17 protein-coding genes are annotated in these 18,919 nt (G+C 68.0%); 10 read left to right on the forward strand and 7 right to left on the reverse strand.

The window, feature by feature from the left end; all coding sequences use genetic code 11:
* Positions 1-9: 9 nt before the first annotated feature.
* From AB0E63_RS21915 to AB0E63_RS21935, 5 genes are read left to right on the forward strand one after another with little or no spacing between them, the layout of a single operon-like run.
* The gene (locus AB0E63_RS21915) at positions 10-507 is read left to right on the forward strand and encodes a pyridoxamine 5'-phosphate oxidase family protein (protein ID WP_360369005.1); all 498 of its coding nucleotides are present in this window, start codon (positions 10-12) and stop codon (positions 505-507) included.
* Positions 507-935, forward strand: coding sequence for a nuclear transport factor 2 family protein (locus tag AB0E63_RS21920; protein WP_360369008.1), 429 nt, complete (start codon positions 507-509; stop codon positions 933-935). The genes AB0E63_RS21915 and AB0E63_RS21920 overlap by 1 nt, the downstream gene beginning before the upstream one ends.
* Positions 932-1,672 carry an SDR family oxidoreductase gene (locus AB0E63_RS21925; RefSeq protein WP_360369011.1) on the forward strand — a complete coding sequence of 247 codons (741 nt, stop codon included), beginning with the start codon at positions 932-934 and terminating at the stop codon, positions 1,670-1,672. The genes AB0E63_RS21920 and AB0E63_RS21925 overlap by 4 nt, the downstream gene beginning before the upstream one ends.
* 31 nt (positions 1,673-1,703) lie before the next feature.
* Positions 1,704-2,747 carry an LLM class flavin-dependent oxidoreductase gene (locus tag AB0E63_RS21930; RefSeq protein ID WP_360369014.1) on the forward strand — a complete coding sequence of 348 codons (1,044 nt, stop codon included), beginning with the start codon at positions 1,704-1,706 and terminating at the stop codon, positions 2,745-2,747.
* Positions 2,744-4,219 carry an aldehyde dehydrogenase family protein gene (locus AB0E63_RS21935; RefSeq protein WP_360369017.1) on the forward strand — a complete coding sequence of 492 codons (1,476 nt, stop codon included), beginning with the start codon at positions 2,744-2,746 and terminating at the stop codon, positions 4,217-4,219. Before AB0E63_RS21930 ends, AB0E63_RS21935 begins: the two co-directional genes overlap by 4 nt.
* 907 nt (positions 4,220-5,126) lie before the next feature.
* On the opposite strand, the gene AB0E63_RS21940 is transcribed toward AB0E63_RS21935, so the two are convergent.
* From AB0E63_RS21940 to AB0E63_RS21960, 5 genes are read right to left on the reverse strand one after another with little or no spacing between them, the layout of a single operon-like run.
* Positions 5,127-5,891: an SDR family oxidoreductase gene (locus tag AB0E63_RS21940; RefSeq protein ID WP_360369020.1), complete on the reverse strand. Its 765-nt coding sequence runs from the start codon at positions 5,889-5,891 to the stop codon at positions 5,127-5,129.
* Positions 5,891-7,864, reverse strand: a complete 1,974-nt coding sequence (locus AB0E63_RS21945) for an FAD-dependent oxidoreductase (RefSeq protein ID WP_360369023.1) — start codon at positions 7,862-7,864, stop codon at positions 5,891-5,893. Before AB0E63_RS21945 ends, AB0E63_RS21940 begins: the two co-directional genes overlap by 1 nt.
* Positions 7,861-8,667, reverse strand: coding sequence for an SMP-30/gluconolactonase/LRE family protein (locus tag AB0E63_RS21950; RefSeq protein ID WP_360369026.1), 807 nt, complete (start codon positions 8,665-8,667; stop codon positions 7,861-7,863). The genes AB0E63_RS21945 and AB0E63_RS21950 overlap by 4 nt, the downstream gene beginning before the upstream one ends.
* Entirely contained in the window at positions 8,660-9,862 is a 1,203-nt protein-coding gene (locus AB0E63_RS21955) for a CoA transferase (protein WP_360369029.1), read from the reverse strand. Before AB0E63_RS21955 ends, AB0E63_RS21950 begins: the two co-directional genes overlap by 8 nt.
* 53 nt (positions 9,863-9,915) lie before the next feature.
* Positions 9,916-10,704, reverse strand: coding sequence for an SDR family oxidoreductase (locus AB0E63_RS21960; RefSeq protein ID WP_360369032.1), 789 nt, complete (start codon positions 10,702-10,704; stop codon positions 9,916-9,918).
* Positions 10,705-10,834: 130 nt separating this feature from the next.
* On the opposite strand from AB0E63_RS21960, the gene AB0E63_RS21965 reads away from it, so the two are divergent.
* From AB0E63_RS21965 to AB0E63_RS21985, 5 genes are read left to right on the forward strand one after another with little or no spacing between them, the layout of a single operon-like run.
* Positions 10,835-11,827, forward strand: coding sequence for an extracellular solute-binding protein (locus AB0E63_RS21965; protein ID WP_360369035.1), 993 nt, complete (start codon positions 10,835-10,837; stop codon positions 11,825-11,827).
* Positions 11,824-12,987, forward strand: a complete 1,164-nt coding sequence (locus tag AB0E63_RS21970; RefSeq protein WP_360369038.1) for an ABC transporter ATP-binding protein — start codon at positions 11,824-11,826, stop codon at positions 12,985-12,987. The genes AB0E63_RS21965 and AB0E63_RS21970 overlap by 4 nt, the downstream gene beginning before the upstream one ends.
* On the forward strand, positions 12,980-14,701 hold the full coding sequence (locus tag AB0E63_RS21975; RefSeq protein ID WP_360369041.1) for an iron ABC transporter permease: 1,722 nt from the start codon (positions 12,980-12,982) through the stop codon (positions 14,699-14,701). The genes AB0E63_RS21970 and AB0E63_RS21975 overlap by 8 nt, the downstream gene beginning before the upstream one ends.
* Positions 14,698-15,546 carry an amidohydrolase family protein gene (locus AB0E63_RS21980; protein ID WP_360369044.1) on the forward strand — a complete coding sequence of 283 codons (849 nt, stop codon included), beginning with the start codon at positions 14,698-14,700 and terminating at the stop codon, positions 15,544-15,546. Before AB0E63_RS21975 ends, AB0E63_RS21980 begins: the two co-directional genes overlap by 4 nt.
* Positions 15,543-16,970, forward strand: a complete 1,428-nt coding sequence (locus AB0E63_RS21985) for an MFS transporter (protein WP_360369047.1) — start codon at positions 15,543-15,545, stop codon at positions 16,968-16,970. Before AB0E63_RS21980 ends, AB0E63_RS21985 begins: the two co-directional genes overlap by 4 nt.
* 3 nt (positions 16,971-16,973) lie before the next feature.
* On the opposite strand, the gene AB0E63_RS21990 is transcribed toward AB0E63_RS21985, so the two are convergent.
* Positions 16,974-18,161: a thiolase family protein gene (locus AB0E63_RS21990; protein ID WP_360369050.1), complete on the reverse strand. Its 1,188-nt coding sequence runs from the start codon at positions 18,159-18,161 to the stop codon at positions 16,974-16,976.
* The gene (locus AB0E63_RS21995; protein WP_360369053.1) at positions 18,158-18,901 is read right to left on the reverse strand and encodes an SDR family oxidoreductase; all 744 of its coding nucleotides are present in this window, start codon (positions 18,899-18,901) and stop codon (positions 18,158-18,160) included. The genes AB0E63_RS21990 and AB0E63_RS21995 overlap by 4 nt, the downstream gene beginning before the upstream one ends.
* Positions 18,902-18,919: the final 18 nt, after the last annotated feature.

The following is an 18,919-nucleotide window of genomic DNA, read 5'->3' on the forward strand; positions in this document are numbered from 1 at the left end:
GAGAACGCGGTGGGACGACTGGGCATCGACGATCTCGAGGCGTTGCAGGGCACCCATCTCGGTAAGGCGGACCAGGAGGAGTTGCTGAGCAGTCAGACCGAGTGTGGTTTCGTGTTCACCGGCGAGCAAGGGTGGCCGAGCGGTGTGGTGATGAGCTTCATCGTCGCGGACGGGCACTTCTGGCTGACGTCGGTCGAAGGCCGGGCGCAGGTCAGTGCACTCGCCGAGGACCCGCGGGTATCGATCGTGGTGTCGAGCGCCGGCTCCGGTCTGCCTGGCCGGCGGATGCTGTCCTTGCGAGGGGTTGCCACGGTGCATCGGGACGCGGACACACTGGCCTGGTTCCTCGGCGAGTTCACCAACCGGTTGCAGCCTGCCGATCCGGTCGCCTGGCGGCGGCTCCTCGACAGCCCGAACCGGGTCGTGGTCGAGGTTCGTCCGGTGGCTGTTGCCGTCAGCCACGATCAGCTCAAGATCCCCGGCAACGGCCGGGGGATGGAGGCTTGATGATCAGCAGTGAACGCCTGTACTACAGGTACGCGCGGGCAGTCGACGAAGGAGACCTGGACACCCTGCGCTCGATCGTGACGAAGGACGTCAAGGTCACCCGCGGATCCCAGCCCGCCCTGGTCGGTGTCGAGGCCTTTCTCGACATCTACCGGGCCCACAACGCGCTGAAGATCCCGGTGTGCAAGCACGTCGTCACCAACATCCAGGCGGACCGCGGCGACGGAGAGATCCAGACTCACGCCTACTTCCAGGCCACCATGTTCGAGGAGACCGGCACGCGGATGATCTTCGGCTGCTACGACGACGTTCACGTCGAGCAGGACGGTGCGCTGCTGATCGCACACAAGGTCATCACCGTCGAACGCATCGTCCAGCTGCCGGCGTCAGCCGGTCCGCAGTACACCCAAGTGAAGGGAGCGTCGTGACATCCACAGGTGTTGTCGTCACCGGTGCCGCACAGGGAATCGGTGCCGCGATCGCCGAGCGTTTCGCGGCTGACGGCTGGCACGTTGTCGGTGTCGACTTGTCCGACGACGTACTCCCAGTGCTCGCGACCGACGGTCATGACTACGTGCCCGGTGACGCCGGAGACCCCGAGGTGATCGCGCTGGCCTGCAAGCGGGCGGAGGCGCTTGGTGCGGGTCTCGGTGCTTTCGTGGCCAACGCCGGGATCGCGGCTCCGGGCGACACCGTCGACTACCCGCTCGAGGAGTGGGACCGGGTACTCGGGGTGAACCTGCGAGGTGCGTTCGTCGGCGCGAAGACGGCTCGGCCGCATCTGCACGAGGGATCGAGTGTCGTGATGCTGTCCTCGATCTGCGCCGTCCAAGGGTTCGGCGCGCGAGCGTCGTACTGCGCGTCGAAAGCAGGGATCGAAGGTCTCGTTCGCTCACTGGCCACCGAGTGGGGGCCGGATGGGATCCGGGTGAACGCGGTTGCCCCGGGGACCGCGAGTACGCCGCTGCAGCAGGCTGTGGTGGCGAGCGGACGGGCGTCGATGGAGCGGTACCTCGATCGCATCCCGATGAAGAGGGTCGGCCGTCCGGAGGAGATCGCCGACGCGGTGTTCTACCTGGCGTCGGCCCGGGCGAGCTATATCAGTGGAGTAGTGCTTCCGGTCGATGGTGGCTGGTCCGGGGCCGGGCTACCGGCCATGTCGTGACAGTCTTGACAGACGAGAGAGAGGCGATCACATGGTCCAGGTCGGTCTGCTGCTGAGCGACTCGCCACGATCGGTCACGCCGGCCCAGCAGTTCGCCGACGTCCGCCGGATCGTGGAGGCCGCCCAGCGCAACGGATTCAGCCACATCGCGATCGGTCAGCACTTCCTGTACGGCGATCTGCGCTGGCTGCAACCGGTCCCGCTGCTCGCCAGGCTGGCCGCGGACGTCGATCCACACGTCCGCCTCGTCACTCAGATCATGATCGCGCCGCTCTATCACCCGGTGATGCTGGCTGAGGAGATCGCGACGCTCGACATCGTCACCGAGGGCAGGCTGATCTTCGGCGCCGGCCTCGGCTACCGGCCGGAGGAGTTCGACTACCTGGGTATCCCTTTCAAGGAACGCGCGGGCCGGTTCGACGAGTCGCTCCAGTTGATGAAGAAGCTCTGGACGCAGGAGAAGGTCAACCATCACGGCAAGTACTGGCAGCTGGACAACGTGCAGCCGCACATCTTCCCGGTCCAGCAACCTCATCCGCCGATCTGGATCGGTGCGCACGCGGAGGCCGGCGTACGGCGCTGTGGCCGGTACGGCGATGCCTACGCGTGCCCGCCGGAGACACCGAAGGCCGAGGCCGCTCGCCGGTATACGATCGTCCGCGACGAGTTCCGTGCCCGGGGCAAGGAGTTTGGTCCGCAGCCGTTGCGGCGGAACACCCTGATCGCCGACTCCCGCGAGGAGGCGATGCTCGAGTACGCGCGGGTTGCCCAAGGGCGTTACCTGACGTACGCCGCCCGCGGTCTGGACGTGATGAACGCCGACGAGCTGCGGGACGAGTTCGAGAAGGTCGTGTCAGGCCACGCGGTCGTTGGTACTCCCGACGAGGTGGTCGCCCAATTGACCGACCTGGTCACCACGCTGCCGGTGGACCCGCTGCTCGTGCGGCCGCAATGGCCGACGATGGATTGCGACGAGACGATTGCCGCGATCAACCGCTTCGGCAAGGACGTCCTCCCGGCGATCAACGCGATCCCGGCGCGGTCTGACATTCCCGAGCAAGAGGTGAATCAATGACCACGACGTCCGAGGGAGTCCGGCAGGACTGGATCCCGGCGACCCGCACCCTGCTCGTCGGCGGTGAGATGGTCCCTGGGCGCGGCGAGACCTGGAGTGTTCTGAACCCGGCGACGGAGGCCGAGCTCGCGACGGTGACCGGCGCCTCGACGGATCAGGTCGACGCAGCAGTGGCCGCGGCCCGGCAGGCGTTTCCGGCCTGGGCCGCGCTGACCGGGGAGCAGCGATCGCAGTACATCCACCGGTTGGCCGACGTACTGGAGAATGCGGCGGACCGGCTGTTGCCGTCGATCGTGAACGAGGTCGGTACGCCGGTGTCGCTCGCGGAGTATCTCCAGGTCAAGATGGTCGTCCAGGAGCATCTCCGGTGGGCCGCCGACGCTGCGAAGATCGACCGAACCCAGCACCTGGGTGGTTTCGACAAACCGCACCCGACGATGAGTGATGTGGTCCATGAGCCGGTCGGCGTCGTCGCCGCGATCACGGGCTACAACTATCCGCTCAACCTGGCCGTCTTCAAGTTCGGCGCCGCCCTCGCGGCCGGTTGCACCGTCGTACTGCTCCCGTCTCCGCGGACCCCGTTGACCACGCTCTTCCTTGGCGAACTCATCGCAGAAGCCGGCCTTCCGGCCGGGGTCATGAATGTGATCATCGGCGGCGCCGACGTCGGCCGGCAGTTGTCATCGCATCCCGGTGTGGACCGGGTGTCTTTCACCGGCTCCGACGCGGTCGGCGCCCACATCATGGCGCAGGCAGCGCAGAACCTGACCGGCGTGACGCTCGAGCTCGGCGGGAAGTCGCCGAGCCTCGTGATGCCGGACGTCGACGTCCAGAAGATCGCGGTAGAGATGCACTTGCGCTGGTCCCGCAACGGCGGTCAAGGCTGTGCGGCGTTGGCCCGGCTGCTCGTGCACGAGAGCAAGTACGACGAGTTCCTCGCCGCCGGCGCCGCCGCGTTCGACCAGATGGTCGTCGGTGATCCGTGGGACCCGGCCACGAACATCGGCCCAATGATCCGCGCCGACCATCGCGACCGGGTGCTCGGCTTCATCGACGGCTCGGTCGCGGCCGGTGGGACCAAACTGCTGGAGGTGACGAAACCCCTTCCGGAGAAGGGGTATTTCGTCAATCCGGTCCTGCTCGGTGACCTGCCCCCGGATGCGCGGGCGGTGCAGCAGGAGATCTTCGGGCCGGTTGCGGTGATCCTGCCGTTCGAGGACACCGATGAGGCGATCCGGCTGGCCAACGACACGGCGTACGGGCTGGCCGCCAACGTCTGGTGCAACGACCCGGAGGAAGCTCGCCGGATCGCGCTGCGGATCCGGGCCGGCACGGTGTGGATCAACGGCGGCGGCGCGATGCGCCCCGACGCGCCCTTCGGCGGCTACGGACGCTCAGGCGTCGGCCGCGAACTCGGCGAATGGGGCCTACGCGAGTACCTGGAGGTCAAACACATCCAGTGGCGGACGTGATCGCTCAGTGCTCTCGCCGCTCGACCCGCCGGTCGTGGTCCGCTCGCCCTCCAGCGGTCATCGAGTCGTGGATCCGGGCTGAAGAACCCCGCGTGTCGGCAACCGAGACCCACGACTCGGCAAACAGGCCGCCGACCAAACGCCACGACTCGGCGAACGAACCACCCGACCCACGACGAAGAACCCGGGACCTCGGGTCCGGGGCGTGAACACCTTGTCGGGACCTGGGACCCCGTTATAGGGACCTCGAACAGGTTATTTCATGTGCCCAGCCCCCGTTCCCTGTCGAGCCACGCCACCACCGGCCCGCTCCGACCCCCGCGTCCCGCCAGGCGCCCGGAACAACACGAACACCCACCCCCTCCCCGGCCCCGCCCGTCGTCGAGTCGTGGATCCGGGCTGAAGAACCCCGCGTGTCGGCAACCGAAACCCACGACTCGGCAAACAGGCCGCCGACCAAACACCACGACTCGGCGAACGAACCACCCCGACCCACGATCTACAGCAAAGAGCCCGGGGATCGCGGCACACCAACCAACCACCCGGATCCACGACTCGGCGACCAACCCCCGGATCGCCCCGCCGAGCCGACCACCCGGACCCCCGACCCGGGAACGACCACCCGGGACCACGGCACCTCCGAGCGAACCGCCAGCACCTACGACCCGGGCTGGTCTTCTCCGCGGGAGCCCGCGAAACCACATCCCCTCCCGAAGGCCCAACCGAACCACAGCCACTGATCCCCACAAACAACCCGCACCTTGATCGGCGGAACCACAGCACCCCATCCCCCGCAACCACCCCGCACCCGACCCCGCGGAACCACAGCACCCCATCCCCCGAACAACCCGCACCCTGCCGCCCCGATGCGCCGGCCATGCGCCGCGGCAGAGACCGAGCGGCGGCCCTATTTGGCGGTGATGCCGCCGTCGACGGGGATCGTCACACCGGTGACGTACGACGCCATGTCGCTGGCCAGGAACAGGGCGACGTTCGCGATCTCCTCCGGCTGGGAGGCGCGGCCCATCGGGATGGTTGCGAAGAAGGCGGCCTTGCGGCGCTCGATCTCTTCCGGGTCGTCGATCCGGAAGAACGCCGCCAGGCCGGGGGTCTCGACGGAGCCCGGGGCGATCGCGTTCACCCGGATCTTGTCGTCCGCGAACGCGAGCGCCATCGAGCGGACCAGCGCGATGATGCCGCCTTTGGTGAACGAGTAGAGCGGACTGTACGGCGACCCGACCAGCCCGGACGTCGAGCTCGTGAAGATCACTGACGCCCCGTCGGCCGCTTTGAGCTGGTCGGTCAGGTAGCCGCTGAGGAAGAAGCTCGCGCGCGCGTTGACCTCGATCCCCAGATCCCATTCCTCCGGGCTCAGCTCGAGTCCGGCCGCCCCCGGAATGCCGACGTTGTTGTAGAGCACATGCAGTACGCCGTGCTCCGCCTTCACCTGGTTCGCGAGACCCTTCAGCGAGCCAAGGTCGCGAACGTCGACGATCGCCGCCTCGGCGCTCCCACCCGCGCCCTCGATCTCGGTCACCACGTCCTTGGCCGCGTTGTCGTTGATGTCGACAACAATGACGTGCGCACCCTCGCGAGCGAAGAGCACCGCCGCGGCGCGCCCCATGCCGGAAGCGCCGGCAGTGATGAGTGCGACCTTGTCCTTGAGAAGCATTACGAATCTCCCTGTCGTCGATCGGTCGTGACCAGTTGCTGAGCGAGGGCGTAGGCCTGCTGGGTGGCGAAGACGAGCCGCCTTGGGGCGTAGGCGTCTCCGAGAATATGGACGTCCGCGAGCACGTTGCGCAGTACGTCGTACAACGATGACTCCGACACACTGCCGCACGCCAGTACGACGGAGTCGAAGTCGCCGAGGACGCGGGTCCGCCAGGAGTACACGTTCCTGGTCAGCACAGTGTGCTCCTCGATGGCGAGGACCTGCTCCATCGGTCGGAGCGTCACTCCGGCGGCATCGAGCCGGCCGAGGATCGCTCCGACGCTGTAGCGCCCGACCAGCGGCGCGGGTTGGCTGGTCGGATAGACGACCGTGACCTCGTGGCCGGCCGTGGCGAGATGATCGGCCACGGAGAGTGGTGGCACATGGTCGTCCTCGGCAACTACCAGTACACGGTGACCGAGCGAGACCCGGCCCGCGAGCACGTCTCGGGTGTCGAAAGCGCTGTCCACGCCTTTGATCGCAGGCATCCGGCTACGGGCGCCGGTCGCGATCGCGACCACATCTGCCGCAAAGTCGCGCACCTGATCCGGTGTTGCCCGCGAGCCGGTGACGACGTCGACTCCGGCTCGCTTCAGCCGCGCGAGCTGCCAGTCCAGGTATTGCGCGAACCCCTCGTGCCGTGGGACCTCGACGACGTACCGGAGTTGTCCGCCGAGCTCGGGCTCCGCCTCCCACAGCGTCACGTCGAGCCCGTTCTCACCGGCCAGCGCGGCGAGCTCCAGGCCGGCCGGACCACCGCCGACGACGAGCAGTCGCCGCTTCGTTGCGCGCAGCAACCAAGGCCCGTCGGCCTCGTGGCTGGTGGCCGGGTTCACGGCACAGCCGAACGGCAGCCCCTCGACGTACCGCCGGCTGATGCAGTCGTTCCCGCCGACGCACGGCCGGATCTCGTCGGTGCGCCCGGTCCGCGCCTTGGCGAGCAGGTCGCCGTCGGCGATATGCGCCCGCGCCATCCCGACAATATCCGCGTGCCCCGCCGCCAGGATCGACTCGGCCACGTCGGGATGCGTGATCCGTCCGGTGTGTACGACCGGCAGGGACAACGCGCGCTTGAGCTCTCCGGCGTACGGCGCGAACGAGCCTGGCTCGAACTGGGTCGGCTGGATGTAGCTCGGATTGCCCCACGGACTGCCGATGACGCCGTGCACGTAGTCGATCAGCCCGGTCGATTCGAAGTACTGCGCCAGCTCGATCCCGCCGGCCACGTCGTACCCCTCGGGCAGTTCCTCACGGATGTTGAGCCGGATCCCGACCGTCATCGTGTCGCCGACGGCATCGCGGATCGCGCTCAGGCACTCGACCGCGAACCTGGCCCGGTTCTCGAGCGAACCGCCGTAGGAGTCGGTGCGCTGGTTGGTGTACGGCGACAGGAACCACTCGTGCAGGTCTTCGTGATTGAGGTGCAGTTCGACACCGTCGGCCCGGCCGTCCTGGGCGAGGCGGGCCGATTCGGCGTACTCGCGGACGAACCACGCGATCTCGGACTCGGTCATCACATGCGGGACCAGGTTGATCGTGGGTGCGCTCATCACGGCCGACGGCGCGTGGGGCATGCCGCCCTGGTGCACCATCTGCACGGTGACCGCCGTACCGAGTGCGTGCAGCGAGTCGGTGAACTGCTGGACTCGCTCGACGAAGTACGGGAGCCGGAAGTGTCCGAGAGTCGCCGCTCCGACGCCCGTCGGTTCGAAGCCGGGTACGACGGTGTTGCGGAGGTGGGTCGACAAGCTGCCGACCCAGGCGACGCCGTCGTCCGCGCAGCGGCGTTCGAAGTAGGCGATGTTGCGCCGGGCCTCGTCCTCGGTGCCCCAGATGTTGCCGATGGCGGAGGCGTGTGGCGGGAGCATGACGCGGTTGCGGAGATGCATGGTGCCGACGTCGATGGGCTCGAACACGTGCGCGTAGGTCATGCCTGCTCTCCGAACCTGTGGACGGGCACACCTGGATGAGGCGCTCGCATCCTGAGAAGGCGGCCGGCCAGAGGTTCGGTGTCCGCATGCAGGCGGTGGCGCGAGGTCGTGATGTAGAGGTCGCGGTCCCCACCGAAACAGACGCTGGTCGGATGGGAGACAGGGAGCGGCAGGTGGAGATCGAGCGCTCCGGATGCGTCGTACCGGCGGATGGCTCCGCCGCCGAACAGGGCGACCCAGAGTCCACCGGCTGTGTCTGTCGCGATGCCGTCGGGTGAGTCGAGTTGGGCGAAGAGCTTGCCGTCGGTAGGGCCGCTCGTCGGATGCCAGGTGTAGCGATCGATTCGGCCGTCGGCGGTGTCCGCGACATAGAGCCATGTGCCGTTCCAGGCGAGCCCGTTCCCGGCGATCATGCCGTCCAGTTGTTGGCACAGGGATCCGTCGGGCTCCAGCTGATAGACGCCGGCACACCGATCGCCGGTCGGGGAGTAGGAGCTCATCCAGAGCCGGCCCAGCGGGTCGCACTTCCCATCGTTCAAGCGGAGCCGGCCGTCGAGATCAGGCAGCTCTGCCAGCGTCTCCGTCCCGCGCACGATGCGGTTGTCCTGCGCCACCACGAGCGATCCGTCCACAGCCGGTACGGCGAAGCTCGTCCGATGCCCCGTCGTCAGCGCGACCCGGTCGCCGACGCGGACGATGCCGTCGAGCAGGTCGACCCGGACCAGCTCGCCGGTCGAGGGATCCCAGTACGGCGCCTCGCCGAGCCGGTCCCTGGATTCGCCGACGGTGGTGACCTCAGACACCGCCGACGACACCCCGGCTCCGGAGTGCGGCCAATTCGTTGCCATTGACACCGATCTCCGCGAGCACCGCGTCGGTGTGCGCGCCGATGGCCGGGACTCCGTCGTACGACGGTCCTGCGTAGTCGTGAACGTGCAATACCGGGCCGGGCATCAGCGCAGGCCCGAGGACGGTGTTGGCGAGTTCGACCAGGGTGCGCTCGGTGAAGTGCGGGTCCGTGCTGACGTCGCGGGCGTCGTTGACGGGAGCGGAAACCACCTCGTGGGCGTCGAGAACGGCGAGGATCTCGTCGCGGGGCCGGCTCGCGACCCAGGCGATGACGAGGGCTTGGAGGGAATCGTTGTTGGCCATCCGGGCGGCGTTCGTCGCGTACCGCTCGTCGGTCTTGAGATCGGGGCGGCTCATCGCGTCGAAGAGTCGCAGGGCGATGGTCTGGTTGGACGCGGCGATCGAGAGCCAGGTGCCGTCGGCGGCTTGATAGATGCCGCGCGGCGACGCGGCGCCCGAGGTGTTGCCCTGCCGCTGCGTGATCCGGCCGGACGAGGTGTAGTTGAGGACGGCGTCTCCCAGGATGAACATCAACGGCTCGTAGAGGGCGACGTCGACCTCGGAGCCGGATCCGGTGATGTGCCGGCGGTACAGAGCCATCGCCGTACCGAAGGCTGCGGAGATGCCCGCGATGGAGTCGGCGAAGCCGAACGGGGGAGACGTGGGTGGGGTCTGCGGCCAGCCGTTGAGGAAGGCGTAGCCGCTGGCGGTCTCGGCGACGGTGCCGAAGCCCGGCCGCTCGCGGTACGGCCCGGTCTGGCCGAAGCCGCTCACTCTGGTCATGACGAGACCGGGGTTGCCGTCCGACAAGGCCTTGTAGTCCATTCCCCAGGCTTCCATCCGGCCCGGGCGGAAGTTCTCGATCACCACGTCGGCGGTGCCGATGAGCCGTCGTACGACGTCGCGGCCGTCAGCGTCCCGCAGGTCGACGCCGACCGACCGCTTGCCCGAGTTGAGTCGCGCGAAGCCGATCGCCAGCCCGTTGTGGATCGGCTCCCACTGACGCGCGAAGTCACCCTGGCTGGGGTCCTCGACCTTGATCACGTCGGCCCCGAAGTCGCGCAGCATCCGCCCGGCGGTGGGAGCGGCGTACATCGACCCGAGCTCGATTACCCGCACCCCGGCAAGCGGCCCCTCGGCTGTCGGCATGTGATCGATCCCCTCGCACGCAATTGATGCATATGAATAGTACCTTTATCTCATCATCCTGACCAGCCCGTCCGGTCGGACGCAAAGCGGTCCACCACGTCGGCCATCCAGGCCTCGTAGTCCGCGCCGCGCTGTGCGAGGTCGTCCCTGGTCCGGGTCTGGGTGGTCACCAGCGCCCGGCCCGCTTCGATCCCGTCGAGCAGGATCGCTGCCGCCGCCTCCGGGGTGTGCGCTTCCTCGTGTGCGCGCCGCGAGTGGGAACCGTCGTCGGACATCCGGTCGAGCATTGGCGTCCGGATGCCACCCGGGCAGAAGCAGGTGACCAGCACGCCGCGCGAACGAAAGGTGGCGCCGACCCCCTCGGCCAAGGCGAGCTGGGCTGCTTTCGTGACGGTGTAGGCGACCGACTTCGGGCTCAGCGAGATCGCTGCGGTCGAGGCGGTGATCACGAGGTGCCCGGATGCGCGGGCCGCCATCGCGGGTGCGAGCTTGCGGAAGGCCCAGGCGCTCGACAGGACATGCGTGCGCCAGGCCCGGTCCCATTCGGCGGCCGCTGTTGTCAGGTCGGAGAAGAAGTTGACGCCGGCGTTGGCGGCGTACACGTCGACGAGGCCCACCTTGCTCTCCATTTGGGCGAGGGCCGCGGCCGCCTCCTGCTCGTCGCCGAGGTCGCAGGCGATGGGAAATCCGCCGACCTGGTCGGCGACCTCGGCCAGCCGCGTCTCGTCGACATCGAGCAGGGCCAGCTCGGTGGCGCCGCGGCGGCGCGCCTCCCGGGCGATGGCGGATCCGAGGCCACCGGCGGCTCCGGTGATGGCGACGGACTTGCCGGTGAGGTTCACGATGGTCCTCCCGTTCTTGACAGATCTAGGCGAATGATTAGCCTAGTGGAAATCGAACTGGCCAACGACTGGAGTTGTCCTGATGGTGCTGTCTGCTGGTCGTCGTAGAGGTACTGCCGGAGCCGTCGCTGTGGTTCTCGCGGCTGTGTTGTCGGGCTGTCTGAGCTCCGGTGAGGGGGAGGCGAAGGCGGCCACGGGATTCGACTCGATCTCCAAGTCCGCCAAGGACGAGGGCACGGTGACCTGGTACACCTCGATCCCGGAGGCGGTCTCCAAGGGAGCAGCGGACGCCTTCCAGAAGAAGTACGGCATCAAGGTCGAGATGACCGTGCTGACGTCCGGCCTGCTCGCCACCCGCTACTCCTCGGAGATGAGCTCGGGTAAGTCGGCCGCCGACGTGGTGACGCTGGCGGACCCGGTCTTCTTCAAGGACGCCGTGACTAAGCAGTGGGTGAGCAAGCTGCAATCCACTGACGAGCCGGCCTTGGACGGGTGGCCCGCGGCCGGTGTCCGCGAGGACTCCTACGCGCTGGTGAACATCCAGCCGATCGGGATCGCCATCGACACGAAGAAGGCGAAGGCCGCCGACTTCACCACGTGGCAAGGCTTGCTGGCCCCGTCGCTGAAAGGCCAGCTCTACCTGGTGAACCCGGCCAACGTGCCGTCCTGGCTCGCCCACTTCAACCTGTTGCGGACGACGTACGGCGACGGGTTCCTGGCCAGGCTGGCGGCGCAGAAGCCCAAGCTCGTCGACAGCTCGGTGCCAGGAGTCCAGCAGGTCGCAGCCGGATCGGGCACCGTGGTGTATCCCAGCCTGCTGTCGGTGAGCAAGCCACTATCCGCCAAGGGCGCCAGCGTGGACACGGTGTTTCCGTCGCCCACGACCGGGGTCGAGCAGTTCGCGGCGGTGTCGACCGCGGCCCAGCATCCCAACGCAGCAAGGCTTCTGCTGAACTTCCTCCTCACCGAGGACGCGCAGAAGATCCTGAACAAGGGCACCGGCTCCTCACCACTCGGCAACCTCGAGGGCACGGTCCCACTGCCGAAAGGTTACGTGTCGCCGGATGTCGTGGCCGCGCTGGCGGTGAAGGCCAAAATCGTGTCCGATCTGGGGCTAGGATGACCCGGCCGGCGTCGGTGGACGTACGTCGTACTCCGGAAGCCGCGTCCGCCGACGGGATCGAGATCGCCGGCCTGACCAAACGCTTCACCGACGACCGCGGGGTCGAGGTCATTGCCGTCGACAACGTGTCGCTGCGGGTGCCGGCCGGCGAGTTCCTTGTCCTCCTCGGCCCGAGCGGCTGTGGTAAGACGACGTTGCTGCGCTGCCTGGCCGGCTTGGAGACTCCTGAGGCCGGGAACATCAAACTGGCCGGCCGCACTGTGTTCGACGGCGCTCGCGGGAACGCACGCACCCGGCGGGTCGGGATGGTGTTCCAGAACTACGCCTTATGGCCACACATGACGGTCGAGGAGAACGTCGCCTATCCGCTGCGCAACGCTCCGCGGGCCGACCGTCTCGGCAAGGCGGACATCCGCAAGCGGGTGCACGAGCTAGTCGAGCTGACCCGCCTCAAGGAACAGGCGTCGCGTAAGCCGGCCCAGCTCAGTGGTGGCCAGCAGCAACGAGTCGCGCTCGCTCGGGCCATGGCGTCGGGCAGCGAGGTCGTGCTGTTCGACGAACCGCTGTCCAACATCGACGCCAAGGTCCGGGAGGCGCTCCGCCTCGAACTGCGCACCATGCAACGACGGCTCGGCTTCACCGCGGTCTATGTCACACACGACCAGACCGAAGCGCTCGAGCTGGCCGACCGGATCGCCGTGATCAGGGACGGCAAGATCGTGCAACTCGGCCGCCCGGACGAGATCTACCGCGAGCCGGCCACGCGCTATGTCGCGGACTTCGTCGGTACGTCGAACCTGCTGCCGGCCACCCCGATCCCGGTCGACGATGCGCAGCTGCCCCAGTTCGAGACCGAGCTCGGTGTCGTTGCCGTGGCCAACGTCCGGGCCGAAACCGACGAGCGGTTGGTGGTCGCGAGCCGAGCGCATTCCTGGTGGATCCGCGCGGCCGAACCCGAAGCGGCCCCGAACTCCTGGCGTGGCGAGGTGGTGAGCTCGGCGTACCTCGGCTGGTACACGGAATTCGTCGTACGGGTCGGGTCGGTGTTGTTGCGGATCTGGGACGACCACGCGAGCTCGCCGCGGGACCTGCGGGAGGGGTCGGTGGCCTGGGTCGGGGTGTCACCGGAGAACTGTGTGGTGGTGAGGGACGATGGCTGACACCGCCATCGGCCGGCCCGGGAGTCGCCCGTTCCCGGGGTTGCGGATCGCGAGCTGGGTGGTCGTTCTCACCCTCGGCTTCTTCATCGTTTTCCCGCTCGCACAGGCGCTGCTCGGTCTGCTCGGAATCTCCGCCGCGACCGGCGCCGGATCGCCGTGGGAGGTGCTGACCAGCGGCAAGACGCTGCGGGCATTGCTGAACACCGCGATCCTTGTGGTGGCCGGCGGAGCCTTCGCAGTCGTGGTCGCCGCGGGCCTGGCGTGGGTCAACGAGCGGACCGACGCGAGGGTCGGCTGGCTGGCGGAGATTCTGCCGTTGGTCTCGATGTTCGTGCCGTCGCTGGCCGCCGCCATCGGCTGGGTGTTCCTGCTCGACCCCGAGATCGGGCTGCTGAACGGACTGCTCCGCGACATTGCCGGCCTCGTCGGGGTGGAGATGTCGCGCGGGCCGCTCGATCTCTACAGCTGGTACGGCCTGATCTGGTGCTACGGCGTGTTCCTCGTCCCGTTCGCGTACCTGGCGATCGTCAACGGGCTGCGGTCCATCGACCCGGCGCTCGAGGAGGCGGCCGGCCTGTCCGGTGCCGGCCCGCTGAAGACGCTGCTGACCGTGACGCAGCCGAGCCTCAAGCCCGCACTCGGCGGTGCGGTCATGCTCGTGATCGTGATGGGGATGGCGCTGTTCTCGATCCCCGTCATCATCGGCACCCGGGCCGGGATCGACGTACTGCCGGTGCTGATCGTGCACGACGTCACGCAGGCCTATCCGGTCGACGAGGTGTCGGCGCTGTCACGCAGCCTGATCCTGCTCGTCGTCGTCCTGGCCGCCGGGCTGATCCAGCGGCGACTGGTCGGGGCCTCGAAGGCAGCGTCCTTCGCCACCATCGGTGGCAAAGCCAGCCGGAGCAGTGTGATCAGACTCGGCCGGCTTCGGTGGCCGGCGCGGTTCGTGATGGCCGGGTACGTCGGGTTGGCCGCGGTCATCCCGTTTCTCGGACTCGTCCTCGTCTCGGTGCAGCGCTTCTGGCACGCCGAGGTGGATTGGTCGTCGCTGAATTTCGGCAGCTATCGCGAGATGTTCGCGCAGCCGACTCTGCGGGAAGGCCTTCGTAACAGCCTCGTCCTCGCTGCCGTCTGCGCCACCGTCGTGGTGGTCGCTGCCGTCCTCGTGACCCATCTCCTGGAGGTACGGCGCGAGCGGGCAGCACAGGCCTTCGACTCCGTCCTGAAAGCCCCGGCCGCAGTACCGCACATCGTCTTCGCCTTGGCGCTCATCGCTGCCTTCGGTGGAGCACCGTTCGGCTGGAACGGCACTGCGTTGATCCTGGTCACGGCGTACGTCGTCATGTACTTCCCGCAGGCCGCGATGTACGCGACGGCCGCCGTCCAGCAGGTCGGCAGACCGCTGACCGAGGCATCGACCGTCTCCGGAGTTCCCGACGGTACGACGCTGCGCCGCGTACTGGTGCCGCTCATGATGCCGGCGATGATCGCCGCCTGGGCGTTGATCTTCGTGCTGATGTCGGGCGACATCACGGCGTCCGCGATGCTGGCCAGCACCCGGACACCGGTGGTCGGGTTCGTGATGCTCGACCAGTGGAGTAGCGGTAGCTATCCGACCATCGCGGCCCTCGGGGTGACGTTGACCGTGGTGTCCACGACCGTCGTACTGTTCGCGCTCGCTGTCCGGCACCGGCTGCGGTACGACCGGTGATCGACGCTCACATTCACCTCTGGCGGCTCGCGGACCGGCCGCTGCCGTGGATCGACCCGGCGACGATGCCGCAGATCCACCGCGACTTCGTCGTGTCCGATCTCCTCGAGACGATTGAGGATCTGCCGATCGATCGGACCGTGCTCGTGCAGGTGCTCAACACCGAGGACGAGACCGAGGACTATCTGCGGATCGCCGCGGCCACACCGATCGTGGCGGGCGTGGTCGGATGGGTCGACCTCGCCTCAGTTGACGTCGCGGACCGGCTGCAGCGGCTCGACGAGCTGGTATCAGGCGGCCGGCTCCTCGGCATCCGGCACCAGGCCCAGGCGGAGCTCGATCCCGCGGCGTGGATCAGCCGTCCCGAGGTCGCCCGTGGGTTCCGGGTACTAGGTGACCGCGTCGGTGAACTGATGATGGCGGCCCACCAACTCGATGCGACCGAGCGGGTCGTCGCGAGCTGTCCGGACACGGTGTTCGTCCTGAACCACTCGGGCAAGCCGCCACTCGCCCAGGGTTGGGACGCATGCGGGCAGTGGGCTGCCTCGATTACGAGGCTGGCGCGGCTGGACAACGTGGTCTGCAAGCTGTCCGGGCTCACTACGATGGCCAGGCTCGACAGTTGGACGACCGCTGATCTTTCACCTGCCGTCGACCACTTGCTCGACACGTTCGGCCCGACCCGATTGATCTTCGGGTCCGACTGGCCGAACAGTCTCCGCGCCGGGAGCTACACACGAACGCTCGACGCCGTACAGGAGAACCTCAAGCAGCTGTCGGCGGATGAGCAGGATGCGATCGTCGCCGCCACCGCGGAGCGGGTGTATCGGTTGCGGGCGGTATGACCCAGACGTCCGCCCGGCCTGTTCTCGAGCGTGGATTGCTCGCGGGCCTGGTGGTGGTCGTGGTGGTCGCCTCGCTTGTCGGGAGCTTGGGCGCACCACTGATTCCGGCGATCGCCCGTGAGTCCGACGTACCGCTGTCGCTCGCGCAATGGACGCTGACGGCCGCGATGCTGGTCGGCGCGGTGACCACACCACTGCTCGGCCGGCTCGGCGACGGCCGGCATCGGCGCGTGGTGGTGCTGTGCACGCTGTCGGCCGTGACACTGGGTTGTTTGCTGTCGGCAATGACCACGAACATCGCCGTACTGATTGCCGGTCGGTCCTTGCAGGGGACAGGTCTCGGCCTGGTACCGCTGGGTTTGGCGATCGCCCGGGATCACCTGTCGGCCGAGCGGATCAGGCCTGCGGTCAGCGTTCTGTCGGTCACGGCCGTGGCGGGAGCCGGGTTCGGGTATCCGATCTGCGGTGCGCTGTCTCGTTGGTACGGCGTACAGGCGAGCTTCGGGTTCGGCGCGGCGATCGCTGCCGTGGCGCTCGGGGTGGCCGTGATTGTTCTTCCGCGCGGGGTGCACCTGACCCGGCGCAGGCTGGACCTGCTCGGCGCCGTGCTGCTCGGGTCCGCCCTAACGGCGCTGTTGCTGGCTGTGACGCGTGGTCCCGCGCTCGGCTGGTCGTCGCCTGTGGTCCTCGGGCTCGCCGGTGCTGCGGTCGTTGTCGGCGGTCTGACGGTCTGGCACCTGCTCCGCGTCAGCGATCCGTTGGTCGACCTGAGGTTGCTCGGTCATCGGCCGGTGCTGCTCGCCGACGTCACCGGGCTGGCCGCCGGAACCGGTGTGTACGTGTTGCTCTCCGAGGTGATGTGGATGTTGCAGACCCCGCGTGATTCTCCGGGCGGGCTTGGTACGACGGTGTTCGTGGCGTCCTGTGCGATCGTGCCGTTCTCGGCGCTCAGCCTGACGACCTCGCGGATCGCGGTGCGGGTCGTCCGCGCGTCGGCGGACATCTGGTTGCTGCCGGTGGGCTGCCTGATCTTCGCCCTGGCACTGGCCAGCCTGCTGATCACCAGGCATCAACTGTGGGCGGTCTTTCTGACCATGGCGCTGGCCGGAGTGGGCGCGGGCTTGACGTTTGCGGCGATGCCCGGGTTGATCGTCGCGGCTGTCCCGGCCGGGGAGGTGGGTAGCGCCACCGGCTTCAACCAGGTCCTGCGCAGTGTGGGTTTCGCCACCGGTAGCACGGCCGCGGCGACCATCCTCGCGGCGTACACCTCGGATCGCTATCCCGACCCGAAGGCGTACGACGTCTCCTGCGCGGCGGGTGCGGCCTTGTTCGCCGTGACAGCCGTGGTGGTCGCCGTACTGGCGCGACGTGACGCCTTACCTCGGCCCACTGGTGTGGTGCCGCTCGACATTCTGGAGCCGTGAGAGTCAGGCGAGGGACTCGAGCAGGGTGGCGTTCGCCATACCGCCCGCCTCGCACATCGTTTGCAGGCCGAAGCGACCGCCGGTCTGCTCGAGGTGGTTGATCATCGTCGTCATGATCCGGGTGCCGGAGGCACCGAGCGGATGGCCCAGGGCGATCGCGCCGCCGCGTGGGTTGAGCAGCATCGGGTCGATCGGGAACTCGGCCAGCCAGGCGAGCGGGACCGGAGCGAAAGCCTCGTTGACCTCGACGGCGGCCAACTCGTCCAGGGCTATGCCGGTTCGTTCGAGGACCTTCTGCGTGGCCGGGATCGGCCCGGTCAGCATCAGCAGCGGATCGTCGCCCACGACAGCGGAGCCCACCACTCGCGCCCGCGGGGTCAGCGACAGTTCATCGGCGACCTGCTCGCTCATGATCAGCAACGCGCTGGCGCCGTCCGTCAGCTGGGACGAGTTGCCGGCCGTGACCTTCCACTCGATCTCCGGGAACTGCGATCGATACTGCTCGGTGCCGAACACCGGCTGCAGTCCGGCGAGACGTTCGAGGGTGGTCCCCGGCCGGATGGTCTCGTCAACCGCGACGATGCGCCTGTCGGCCAGTTCGATCGGCACGATCTCGCGGTCGAATCCGCCGCACGACGCCGTGTGGGCGGAGCGAGTGTGCGACTCGACCGAGAACTGGTCCAACTGCCGCCGCGTGAAACCCCATTTCTGGGCGACCAGTTCCGCCGAGACACCCTGGGGTGCGAGGACCGGGAATCGCGCCCGTACGCGCGGACCGAAGACGTCGGCGCCCTGCCGGCCGGAACCCATCGGCACCCGGCTCATCGACTCGACGCCGGCCGCGATCACGATGTCGTACGCGCCGGCCCGAACACCCTGGACGGCGAAGTCCACGGCTTGCTGGCTGGACCCACATTTCCGCTCGATCGTCGTCGCGGGCACCTGGGTCGGGAACCCGGCCGCGAGCCAGGCCTGCCGACCCACATTCGCTGACTGCTCCCCGTTCTGACCCACGCAACCCACAAGTACGTCGTCCACCCGGCCCGGGTCGACGCCCGTCCGGTCGAGCAAAGCCTCCAGCACCGTGGCCAGCAGGTCGACCGGGTGAACCTGGGACAACGCGCCCCCGGGTTTCCCCTTACCCATGGGACTACGGACCGCGTCCACGATCACGGCGTACGGCGTACTCAAGGTTGGCCTCCGTCGACGGCGAGGATGGTGCCGGTGGTGTAGCTGCTCAGCTCACTGGCCAGGTAGAGGGCGGCGCCGGTGATCTCCTCAGGCTGTCCGCCCCGCTGGAGGGCGAAGGTCTCGGCGCGTCGCGCGAACGCGTCCGCATCCCAGTGCTTGCTGACGTCGGTCAGGAAGGTGCCGGCCATGATCGCGTTGACGCGGACCGTCGGTCCGTAGGCGTGGGCCATCGCGATCGTCATGGTGTTCAGAGCACTCTTCGCCGCGGCGTACGGGAGGGTGTGTGGTCTTGGCCGGACCGACGCCATGCTGCTGATGTTGATGATCGACCCGCCGCCGGCCGCGAGCATGCGGTTGGCAGCCACGGTGGCCAGCCGGAACGGCCCTTTGAGATTCACCGCGAAGACCTTGTCCCACAGGGCTTCCGTGACGGTGTCGAGAGAGTCGTAGAGCGGAGACATCCCGGCGTTGTTGACGAGGACGTCGAGTCGCCCGAACTCGGCCAGCACCCGGTCGACCAGCGGCTCCGCCTCATCCCAATGACCCGCGTGGAACGCGACCGGGAGCGCCCGGCGGCCGGTGGACTTCTCGACCTCGAGCGCAGCCGTCTCGCACGAGGCGAGATTGCGGCTCGCGATCACCACCTCGGCACCCGCCGCCGCGAACGCCTGCACCATCGCGCGCCCCAGGCCGCGACTGCCGCCGGTCACCAGTGCGACGCGGTCGGTGAGCTCGAACATTGACGCCTCCTGCTGGTG

Origin of the sequence: Kribbella sp. NPDC026596, from assembly GCF_040638415.1 — a bacterium.
Lineage (GTDB): Bacteria > Actinomycetota > Actinomycetes > Propionibacteriales > Kribbellaceae > Kribbella.